This is a genomic window from Salinicola salarius (assembly GCF_003206135.1).
GTDB lineage: Bacteria > Pseudomonadota > Gammaproteobacteria > Pseudomonadales > Halomonadaceae > Salinicola > Salinicola salarius.
In genome coordinates, this window is record NZ_PZJT01000019.1 from 25,821 (window position 1) to 34,812 (window position 8,992).

Sequence of the window (8,992 nt, forward strand, 5' to 3'; positions counted from 1 at the left end):
CGTTCATGACCGAGATGCCCATGTCACGCTTTGCTCGTCACCTCGTCGACCAGGACGGTCCCCACAACCCGTTCCCCGGGCTGCAGGCGCTGGAACGCCGCCTGGGTCATTCCCTCCCCCACCGCATCGGCTCCAACGAGGGGCTCGATATGCCCCACCGCGCGCTGACGGCGCGATTCGGCGGCGAGTTCGCCGATCTCGCCCGCACCTACGGCGACGCCGAAGCGTGGCAGGTTCGCCGGCTGCTGGCCGAAAGCCTGGCGCTGCCGGAAGACGCTCTGCTGGTGGATGCGGGCGCGGACAGCCTGATGGCGCTGACGCTGCGCGCCCTGTGCGAACCGGGCGACACAGTCATCACCAGCGCGGGCACCTATCCGACCTGGAGCTACTTCGTACGCGGACAGGGCTGTCGTCAGGTGGAAATCGAGTACGCGACCGGCCCGGGGTATCTGGCGCCGGATCTCGGCGCGCTGGCGGCCGCGGCCAATCGCGAGAACGCCCGCGTCGTCTATCTCGCCAACCCGGACAACCCGAGCGGCCACCTCCACAGCGACGCCGACGTGATGACGCTGCGCGAGAGCCTTCCCGACGACTGCACGCTGGTGCTGGACGAGGCCTACCATGACTTCCGCGACGATGCGTGGCCGCCGGCCGCCAACGCGGTATGGCCCGGCGTGATCCGGCTCCGTACCTTTTCCAAGGCTCACGGGCTCGCCGGTCTGCGCGTGGGTTATGCCATCGCCACGCCGGAAACCCACGCCATGCTGTCGAAGGTGAGGATTCACTACGCCGTATCCTCGCTGGCGCTGGCGGCCGCGGAAATCGTGCTGCTGCATCCTGACGAAACTCGCGAACACGTGGCGGCGGTGGTGAACCGGCGCGAGGCGCTAAGCCAGTGGCTGCGCGAGCGCGGCGCCGAGGCGCTGCCCAGCACGACCAATTTCGTCGCGCTGCGACTGCACGACGCCGAACAGGCCAAGACGGTCCACCAGCGGTTGCTGGCGGAGGGCACGCTGATTCATCGGCCGGCACACCCGGCGCTGGGCCACGTGCTGCGTATCAGCGCGCTCGACGACGCGCTGGTGCCGGGACGGCTGGATGCGCTCGCCGCGGCGCTGGGGCGTTGAGACGGCTGGCGGCGATGGTGCCAGACTTCGACAGTCCGCGAGCTCAGTCGGCCGCGGTGTGGATTTCGGTTTCCACCGAGAGCCCGACCTTGAGGCGGTCGAGTCCGGGCTGACCGGGGTCGAGCGCGATCTTGATCGGCAGGCGCTGAACGATCTTGGTGAAATTACCGGCGGCGTCGTTGCTCGACACCGGCGAGAAAGTCATACCGGTAGCCGGCGACAAGCTCCTGACATGCCCCTTCAGCGTCAGTTCGGGATAGGCATCGACCGAGACGGTCACCGGCTGGCCGACGCGCACCTGGGTGATGTCGACTTCCCGGTAATAGGCCGTGACGTAGATCGCCTGCACCGGCACGATCGCCATCAGCGCGGTGCCGGCATCCACCCAGGCGCCGACACGCGCCGACTGCTCGGCTACCACGCCATCGACCGGTGCCTTCAACTGAGCGTAGGAGAGCGCCAATCGAGCTTGCTCCCGTTGCGCCTTGGCCTGCGCAAGCTGTGCTTCGATGCTCTCTCTTTGCGCCTTCAGCACCTCTGTTTGCTGTCGCACGCTATCGAGATTGGCCTGATCCGCGTCACGCTGAGCGTTCAGCGCCTCCGCTTTCGAGGCCGCCTGTTGCGCGCTCTGCTCGGAACCGTTGCCGTTGCGACGCAGCTGCCGGTAGCGCTCGGCATCGAGCCGGGCATAGTTGGCGTTGGCGACGTCACCGGCAACCACGGCCTGAGCATTGCGCACCAGCGCCGGCTGCCTGGCGATCTCGGCCTCGATCTCCGCCAGCGACGCCTGGGCGGATGCCACCTGCGCCTCGGCTGCATCGACGGCCGCCTGATAGTCGCGCGGATCGACATCGACCAGTGTGTCGCCGCGCTGAACGTAGTCATGATCTTCGACATGCACGGCAACCAGATTCCCGGAGACACGCGGCGCGATCACCGTGTAGTCGGCATCCAGCTTGGCGTCGTTGGTCCAGGCCACGGCATCGTCACCCCAGCTGATCCACGCCAGATACGCTACCGCCAGCACGGCGCATGACAGCAGAACGCCGGCAACGACCTTCGGTTTACGGGAGCGGGGTTGAACTTCATCGGGATTGGGGTTCATGGCGGTCATATCGGCTTGGGTCGGTTGAATCGCGGCGCAAAGGTGCGCTTGGGCAGCAGGCAGAACGGCAACAGCAGTAGCGCTATCAGCGCCAGCAGACGCCAGGTGTCGGCGTAGGCGAGCGCCGCCGCCTTGGTTTCGACCTGCTCATAGAGTTGCAGCAGGGCATCACTGGATGGCGTGGCACCAGACCAGCTCAAGGCTTCGCGGCTATGCCCGGTCAATGATGCCGAGTTCGCCAGAGCGAACCGCATGGCGCCGATGCGCTCCATGAGGCCATGCACGTGGCGATCGATCGCCAGCGCCAGGTAGTGGCCGATGAGGCCACTGGCCATGGGACCCGCCAGCGCTCGTGAGGTGTTGATCGTGGCCGAGGCGAACGGCCCTTCCATCGGATCGACGACGGCGGTCGCGGTCATCAGCAGGCCGACCACGACCATCGATTGCCCCACCGCCGCCATTACCTGGGCGAGATAGAACTGATCGCGTATCCAGTCGGTGGTGACGTAACTGTTCGACCAGCTCGCCGCGGCCATCAGCACGAGCCCCAGCGCCATGATCCAGCGACCATCGACGCGTTCGAAGTTCAGCACATAGGCGGTCAGCGGCAGCATCAGCAGCGAAGGCAAGGCGAGCGCAAGCGTCACCGGCAGGCTCTGAAGCGGACGATAACCCTGCACGTCGGCCAGAAACTCCACGGGCAGCGATGCGCTGGAGGCGCCGAGGGCGATCACGCCCATCAGCATGAAGACGCCGAAGCCGAAGTTGATGCGTAGTACCAGCTGCGGCCGAATCAGCGGATTCGCGCCGAAGCTGCAGCGCACCAGAAACAGGGGCAGCAATAGAAGACACGCCAACCCCAGAGCGCGGATCAGGGATGAGTTGAACCAGTCAAGCCGCTCTCCCTGAGTGAACAGGATGACAACGGAAGCGCATAGCCCCCATCCCAGTAGCCAGCCCAGCCAGTCGAAATGCCGCCATCGCTCCTGGCGAACCGGATCCTGGGGAAGACCATAGAGAATCAGGGCGGCGGCAACCGCGCAAACCGGTATCACTGCCCAGAACACGAACGTGATACCGAGGCCATGGTTGGCCCAGACCACCACCGGCGTGGCGATATTCGGCGCGAAGGTCGCCGTCAGCCCGTAAGCCGCAAGACCGAACAGTTTGATCGGCGCGGTCAGGAAGCGAAGGGCCACAGCCATCAGCAGCGGAATCAGAAAGCCATTGGTCAGTCCCTGGAGCCAACGCAGGCCGAGCAGCAGCGCGCGTGATTCGGTCAACGTACAGGCCAGTCCGAGGAATGCCAGCGCAAGCACTGCTGCCGTCGCGAACCGGCGCATCGAGTAGGTGATCGCCAGCCATGGCGCCACGAGCATGCCCATGGCGGCGCCGGTCGCATAGAGCGTCGTGAACCAGCTGCCCTGATCGACACTGAAACCGAGCGCACCGCGGATGTCCGCAAGGGCAAGCGATGTCGCCTCCTGGTTGATATCCGCGCCAATGCAGGCCAGCAGCATGCCCACCAGGCCTAGGATCAATCGCAGGGACATAAAACTCTCTGACCGCGTAGATATTGGTGATCAGACCTTCGAGAGCATGCAGTGCGGCTCGGGCCTTGGAAGGTGGGAAACCTACAGCGTGAAGTTGATCTTGTCAACTTTACGCCGTGGTATCAATGCCTGGAATCTCGGTGACGCCCGAGGTGCGGCGCGCTATTCGCGGGGTTCTTGGCCAGATGGCGTTTCTTCGGTCCGGCCGACGTTATGGATGATTCGCCTCAGGAAGGCTTCGAGCTGATGGGCCTCCTGCTCGCTGAACCCTTCCAGCGCCGCCTCGGCCAGCGTCAGACGCACCTGCTCGAGCCGCTGAAAGTAAGCTTCCCCTTCCGGCGTCATTTCCGCCTGGACGATGCGTTTGGGCGTCGAGCGGCCACAGCGTCGAATGAGTCCCTGCTGTTCCAACGCCTTGAAGGCACGGGCCACCTGCCCCTTGTCGCGTCCGAACTGCTGCATCAACTGCTGCTGCTTCTGATCGGGAAAGCGCCCTACGAACGACAGCACGCGTTGCTGAAACGGCTGCAGCGTCATCCCCTCCCGGCGAGCCATTTCCTGCAGCCGACCACGGCTGACGAAGCTGAGTTCTCCCAGCGTGTCGAGGATCTGGCGCTTCATTTGATATCCCCTGCGTTGTTCATCGATGCTCGCTGCCCCGCATTTCGGGTCGGCTCAAGGCCTGTCGCCGCCCAGCATTCGATCCAGTTGACGGTAACCAATCGCTTCCATCAGCTGCGCCTTGCCGACTCGCGTTTCACCGCTGAGATCGGCCAGGGTCAGCGCCACGCGCAGCACGCGATGGTAGGCCCGCGCCGAGAGGTTGAGGCGGTCCAGCACGCTGGCGAACCACTGGCGTTCATCCGAGGATAACGCGCACGCTGCCTCCAGCTCGGGGCCAGGCAGATGGGCATTGAGTGATCCTCGCGCCTGCTGGCGCTCACGGGCGGCCAGCACGCGTTCCATCACGCTGGCGGAAGACTCGCCGGGCGTCTGGTCGGTGAGCTGCGTCGCGGGTAGCGCCGGCACTTCGACCTGAAGATCGATCCGATCCAGCAGCGGCCCGGACAGCCGCGACTGATAGCGCTGGATCTGCGCGGGGCTGCAGTGGCAGCGCTGGCGCGGATCGCCGAGATGGCCGCAAGGGCAAGGGTTCATCGCGGCAACGAGCTGGAAGCGGGCCGGGAAGCGGCGCTGATGATTGGCCCGCGAGATCAGGATCTGGGCGGATTCCATCGGTTCCCGAAGGACCTCCAGCACATGACGGTCGAACTCCGGCAGCTCGTCCAGGAACAGTACGCCCTGGTGCGCCAGCGATATTTCGCCGGGCCGCGGCCGCGAGCCCCCGCCCACCAGCGCGACACTGCTCGACGTATGATGCGGATTGCGAAACGGCCGCTGCCCCCAACGCTCCATGATCGGCAGACCGCAGACCGAGCGCACGGCCGCGACCTCGAGCGACTCGTCCTGGGTCAGTGGCGGCAGGATTCCGGCCAGACGGCTCGCCAGCATGGTCTTGCCGGTACCGGGCGGCCCCGCCAGCAGCAGGTTGTGCCCACCCGCCGCCGCGACTTCCAGCGCTCGGCGCGCCTGATGCTGGCCTTTGACGTCCGCCATGTCGGGCTGCGCCACGCGAGCGCGAATTGGCGCGCCAAATTGGTGCGGCGCGAGTTTCTCCCGACCCAGCAGATGACCCACTACCTCGAGAATATGCCCTGCCGCGAAGACTTCGACGCCATCGGCCAGCGCGGCTTCGTCGGCATTGGCGAGCGGAACGACAAGGCCGCGGCCCGCCCGGCGCGCCGCCAGCGCCGTGGGCAGAACGCCGGTGACGGGACGTAGCGCCCCATCCAGCGCCAGCTCGCCGACGACTTCGAGTTTCTCGGCCGCCTCGACAGGGATCTGGCCCGATGCCATCAGGATGCCGAGCGCAATGGGCAGATCGAAACGCCCGCCGTCCTTGGGCAAGTCGGCAGGCGCCAGATTGAGCGTGATGCGGCGAGAGGGAAATTCGAACCCGGCATTGATGAGCGCACTGCGAACCCGCTCGCGACTCTCCTTGACCGCCGCCTCCGGCAGCCCGACCAGCGTCAGCCCCGGCAGACCGTTACTGAGATGCACTTCGATCAGGACTTCCGGTGCCTCGAGTCCGAGGCTGGCGCGAGCGCGCACGATGGCAAGGGTCATAGCGTCTCCCAGGTCGTCACCTGGGCTGTCGCCGCAGGCCAAAAGCATGCCGAAGCGGCATGCCCTTCAGCCTATACAACTACATTCTGTTACGCATTATCGCAACCGGTTGGTAACGACAGGAAGCGGATATGCCACGATACGAGTTTCGGTGGGCGCCAGCCACCCGGAAGACAGGCCTCGATAAAGGCTCGTTTCGCTCAGGGCTTCGTGCCATCCGCGCTGCCATCCTCGTTAACGGCGGGCGGCGCGTGGGGCTCGACCTTGGGCTGGGATGCCTGCTCGCTCTGGAGCGTGTTTTCCAGTGCTGCGACCTGCTCCTCCAGCGCCTCGACGCGCTCTCGTGTGCGTTGCAGGACTTCCATCATGATGTCGAAATCTTCCCGGGAGACGATTTCCATGCGCTCGAGCGCCCCGCGCAACACGCCCTGCACGTTACGCTGGATATCCCCCGGCGCCTGAGACGCGCCATGCAACCTGTCACCCAGTTGTCTGGTCAAGCGTTCGAATCGGTCCTGTGCCGACATGACGTTCTCTCCTTGCTACCTGATGCGTTGATAACCCGGGCCTGATGATAGTGCCTCGATGGCTGACCATTCAGCATACGCAAAGTCGCGCCATCTCGCCTGCACACGAGCCATCTCGCCTGCGCACAAAAGGTGCAGCAGAAAAACCCGGATGCATTGCTTTGGTGCATCTGCCCGGTTCGCAGTAACGAGTCGCCATGCCGAGCCGCTCAAAAACCGAAACAAGCCATTGATTTTAAAGCAATAGGCCACGAGTGGCATGTGTCCTGCCTGTAACCTGAAGGCGCAAGCCGACTACGGGAGAGACAAGGGATGAAACTCATCACCGCCATCATTAAACCCTTCAAGCTCGACGATGTGCGTGAAGCACTGGCCGACAACGGCGTGCAGGGCATCACCGTCACAGAAGTGAAAGGGTTTGGTCGTCAGAAAGGCCATACCGAGCTGTACCGCGGCGCGGAGTATGTCGTCGATTTCCTGCCGAAGGTGAAGGTCGAAGTCGCTGTCGAGGACGATCGGGTCGATGGTGTGCTGGATTCGATCCGCAATGCCGCCAACAGCGGCAAGATCGGCGACGGCAAGTTGTTCGTCACGCCACTCGAAGATGTGATCCGGATACGCACCGGGGAACGCGGGGCCGACGCCGTTTGACGGCGCGGAACGAGGAGACAAAAGAATGAATGATCAAGTTGTTCAACTTTCCTATGCGCTCGACACCTTCTACTTTCTGGTGACGGGTGCTCTGGTGATGTGGATGGCGGCCGGTTTCGCCATGCTCGAGGCGGGTCTGGTACGCGCCAAGAACACCACCGAAATCCTGACCAAGAACGTTGTCCTCTACGCCATTGCCTGCACCATGTATCTGCTGGTCGGCTACCACATCATGTATTCCAGCGAGAGCGGCGGCTTCTTCCCGAGCCTCGGCTTCCTGATCGGTGCGGAAAACAGCGTCGACGACGTGATGTCCAGCGGCGGTGATGTCTACTACTCCGCGCGTTCCGACTTCTTCTTCCAGGTCGTCTTCGTCGCGACGGCCATGTCGATCGTCTCCGGTGCCGTTGCCGAGCGCATGAAGCTGTGGGCGTTCATGCTCTTTGCCGTCGTCATGACCGGCTTCATCTACCCGATCCAGGGCTACTGGAAATGGGGCGGCGGTTTCCTCGATGCAGCCGGCTTCCAGGATTTTGCCGGTTCCGGCGTCGTTCACCTGTGTGGCGCGACTGCCGCTCTGGCCGGGGTTCTGCTGCTGGGCGCACGCAAAGGCAAGTACGGCAAGAACGGCGCGATCTACGCCATCCCGGGCTCCAACCTGCCGCTGGCCACGCTGGGCACCTTCATTCTCTGGCTGGGCTGGTTCGGCTTCAACGGTGGCTCCGAGCTGATGGTTTCCAATATCGATGAGGCCAACGCCGTCGCTCAGGTCTTCGTCAATACCAACGCAGCCGCAGCCGGCGGTGTCATCGCCGCGATCATTCTGGCCAAGCTGTGGTTCCGCAAGGCGGACCTGACCATGGCATTGAACGGCGCCCTTGCTGGCCTGGTCGCCATTACCGCCGAGCCGCTGGCTCCGACCGCTCTTGGCGCGACCCTGATCGGTGCAGTGGGTGGCCTGCTCGTGGTCATTGCCATTGTGGCCCTCGACAAAGTCAAGATCGATGACCCGGTCGGTGCGATCTCCGTCCACGGTGTGGTTGGCATCTGGGGCCTGATCGCCGTGCCTTTCTCCAACGGTGATGCCACCTTCGGCGCCCAGCTGCTGGGTATCGTGACCATCTTCGCCTGGACCTTCATCGCCAGTCTGATCGTCTGGGGCATCATCAAGGCCGTCATGGGTATCCGCGTCTCCGAAGAAGAAGAATACGAAGGCGTCGACATCGCGGAATGCGGTATGGAAGCCTATCCTGAATTCAACGTCGGCAAGAAGTGAGCCGATACACCGAGTGAGCTGGCGTGCTCCCCTGGCCCCCTTCGGGGGGCCTTTTTTAATTCCCGCGATCAGCGGTGTATGCTTAAACTAATAGTTGCCGGGCCATTTACAATGGTTACTTACAGACTTGAGCGCACATCATTCGTCTATCGCATGCGAGGAGAACTTCCATGAAACTGGTTACCGCCATCATCAAGCCGTTCAAGCTGGACGACGTGCGTGAGTCTCTATCCGAGATCGGCGTACAGGGCGTTACCGTGACCGAGGTCAAGGGTTTCGGGCGTCAGAAAGGTCATACCGAACTCTATCGTGGCGCGGAGTACGTGGTCGATTTTCTCCCCAAGATCAAGCTCGAAGTCGCCGTCGACGACAGCATGAGCGATCAGGTGATCGACGCCATCACCAAGGTGGCCAACACCGGCAAGATCGGCGACGGCAAGATCTTCGTCTCGCCGCTGGAGCAGGTCATCCGGATTCGTACCGGCGAGACCGGTAAGGACGCCGTCTAAAGCTGCGAGCTGCGAAAATCAGGATATCGCCCTTGAGGGAGCAGATGCCAGCGACGA

At 63.6% G+C, this 8,992-nt stretch carries 9 protein-coding genes; 4 read left to right on the forward strand and 5 right to left on the reverse strand.

Features of this window, described 5'->3' with window-relative positions:
• The first annotated feature begins 20 nt into the window (after positions 1–20).
• Positions 21–1,127: an aminotransferase class I/II-fold pyridoxal phosphate-dependent enzyme gene (locus tag DOM32_RS15675; RefSeq protein WP_110636160.1), complete on the forward strand. Its 1,107-nt coding sequence runs from the start codon at positions 21–23 to the stop codon at positions 1,125–1,127.
• Between the two features lie 43 nt (positions 1,128–1,170).
• On the opposite strand, the gene DOM32_RS15680 is transcribed toward DOM32_RS15675, so the two are convergent.
• The 5 genes from DOM32_RS15680 to DOM32_RS15700 all read right to left on the reverse strand — a co-directional run bounded on the left by DOM32_RS15680 (position 1,171) and on the right by DOM32_RS15700 (position 6,499).
• Complete coding sequence (locus tag DOM32_RS15680) at positions 1,171–2,232, reverse strand: HlyD family secretion protein (RefSeq protein ID WP_157957093.1); 1,062 nt, start codon at positions 2,230–2,232, stop codon at positions 1,171–1,173.
• A gap of 5 nt (positions 2,233–2,237) precedes the next feature.
• A complete protein-coding gene (locus DOM32_RS15685; RefSeq protein ID WP_110636166.1) occupies positions 2,238–3,785 on the reverse strand; it encodes an MFS transporter in 1,548 nt (515 codons plus the stop codon).
• Positions 3,786–3,947: 162 nt separating this feature from the next.
• Entirely contained in the window at positions 3,948–4,406 is a 459-nt protein-coding gene (locus DOM32_RS15690; protein WP_071231034.1) for a MarR family winged helix-turn-helix transcriptional regulator, read from the reverse strand.
• Positions 4,407–4,460: 54 nt separating this feature from the next.
• Positions 4,461–5,972: a YifB family Mg chelatase-like AAA ATPase gene (locus tag DOM32_RS15695; protein WP_110636169.1), complete on the reverse strand. Its 1,512-nt coding sequence runs from the start codon at positions 5,970–5,972 to the stop codon at positions 4,461–4,463.
• A gap of 200 nt (positions 5,973–6,172) precedes the next feature.
• Entirely contained in the window at positions 6,173–6,499 is a 327-nt protein-coding gene (locus tag DOM32_RS15700; protein ID WP_110636173.1) for an accessory factor UbiK family protein, read from the reverse strand.
• Positions 6,500–6,811: 312 nt separating this feature from the next.
• Here DOM32_RS15700 and DOM32_RS15705 point away from each other — a divergent pair, with 312 nt between their 5' ends.
• The 3 genes from DOM32_RS15705 (at position 6,812) to glnK (ending at position 8,935) form a co-directional block, all read left to right on the forward strand.
• Complete coding sequence (locus tag DOM32_RS15705; RefSeq protein ID WP_071231037.1) at positions 6,812–7,150, forward strand: P-II family nitrogen regulator; 339 nt, start codon at positions 6,812–6,814, stop codon at positions 7,148–7,150.
• Between the two features lie 25 nt (positions 7,151–7,175).
• Complete coding sequence (locus DOM32_RS15710; protein ID WP_071231038.1) at positions 7,176–8,426, forward strand: ammonium transporter; 1,251 nt, start codon at positions 7,176–7,178, stop codon at positions 8,424–8,426.
• A gap of 170 nt (positions 8,427–8,596) precedes the next feature.
• The gene (gene glnK, locus DOM32_RS15715; RefSeq protein WP_035476361.1) at positions 8,597–8,935 is read left to right on the forward strand and encodes a P-II family nitrogen regulator; all 339 of its coding nucleotides are present in this window, start codon (positions 8,597–8,599) and stop codon (positions 8,933–8,935) included.
• Positions 8,936–8,992: the final 57 nt, after the last annotated feature.

Excerpts from the sequence above, each read along its gene's own strand:
- glnK (WP_035476361.1), top strand. The coding sequence starts at position 8,597 with ATGAAACTGGTTACCGCCATCATCAAGCCGTTCAAGCTGGACGACGTG.
- DOM32_RS15695 (WP_110636169.1), bottom strand. The coding sequence starts at position 5,972 with ATGACCCTTGCCATCGTGCGCGCTCGCGCCAGCCTCGGACTCGAGGCA.
- DOM32_RS15680 (WP_157957093.1), bottom strand. The coding sequence starts at position 2,232 with ATGAACCCCAATCCCGATGAAGTTCAACCCCGCTCCCGTAAACCGAAG.
- DOM32_RS15685 (WP_110636166.1), bottom strand. The coding sequence starts at position 3,785 with ATGTCCCTGCGATTGATCCTAGGCCTGGTGGGCATGCTGCTGGCCTGC.
- DOM32_RS15700 (WP_110636173.1), bottom strand. The coding sequence starts at position 6,499 with ATGTCGGCACAGGACCGATTCGAACGCTTGACCAGACAACTGGGTGAC.
- DOM32_RS15675 (WP_110636160.1), top strand. The coding sequence starts at position 21 with ATGTCACGCTTTGCTCGTCACCTCGTCGACCAGGACGGTCCCCACAAC.
- DOM32_RS15710 (WP_071231038.1), top strand. The coding sequence starts at position 7,176 with ATGAATGATCAAGTTGTTCAACTTTCCTATGCGCTCGACACCTTCTAC.
- DOM32_RS15690 (WP_071231034.1), bottom strand. The coding sequence starts at position 4,406 with ATGAAGCGCCAGATCCTCGACACGCTGGGAGAACTCAGCTTCGTCAGC.
- DOM32_RS15705 (WP_071231037.1), top strand. The coding sequence starts at position 6,812 with ATGAAACTCATCACCGCCATCATTAAACCCTTCAAGCTCGACGATGTG.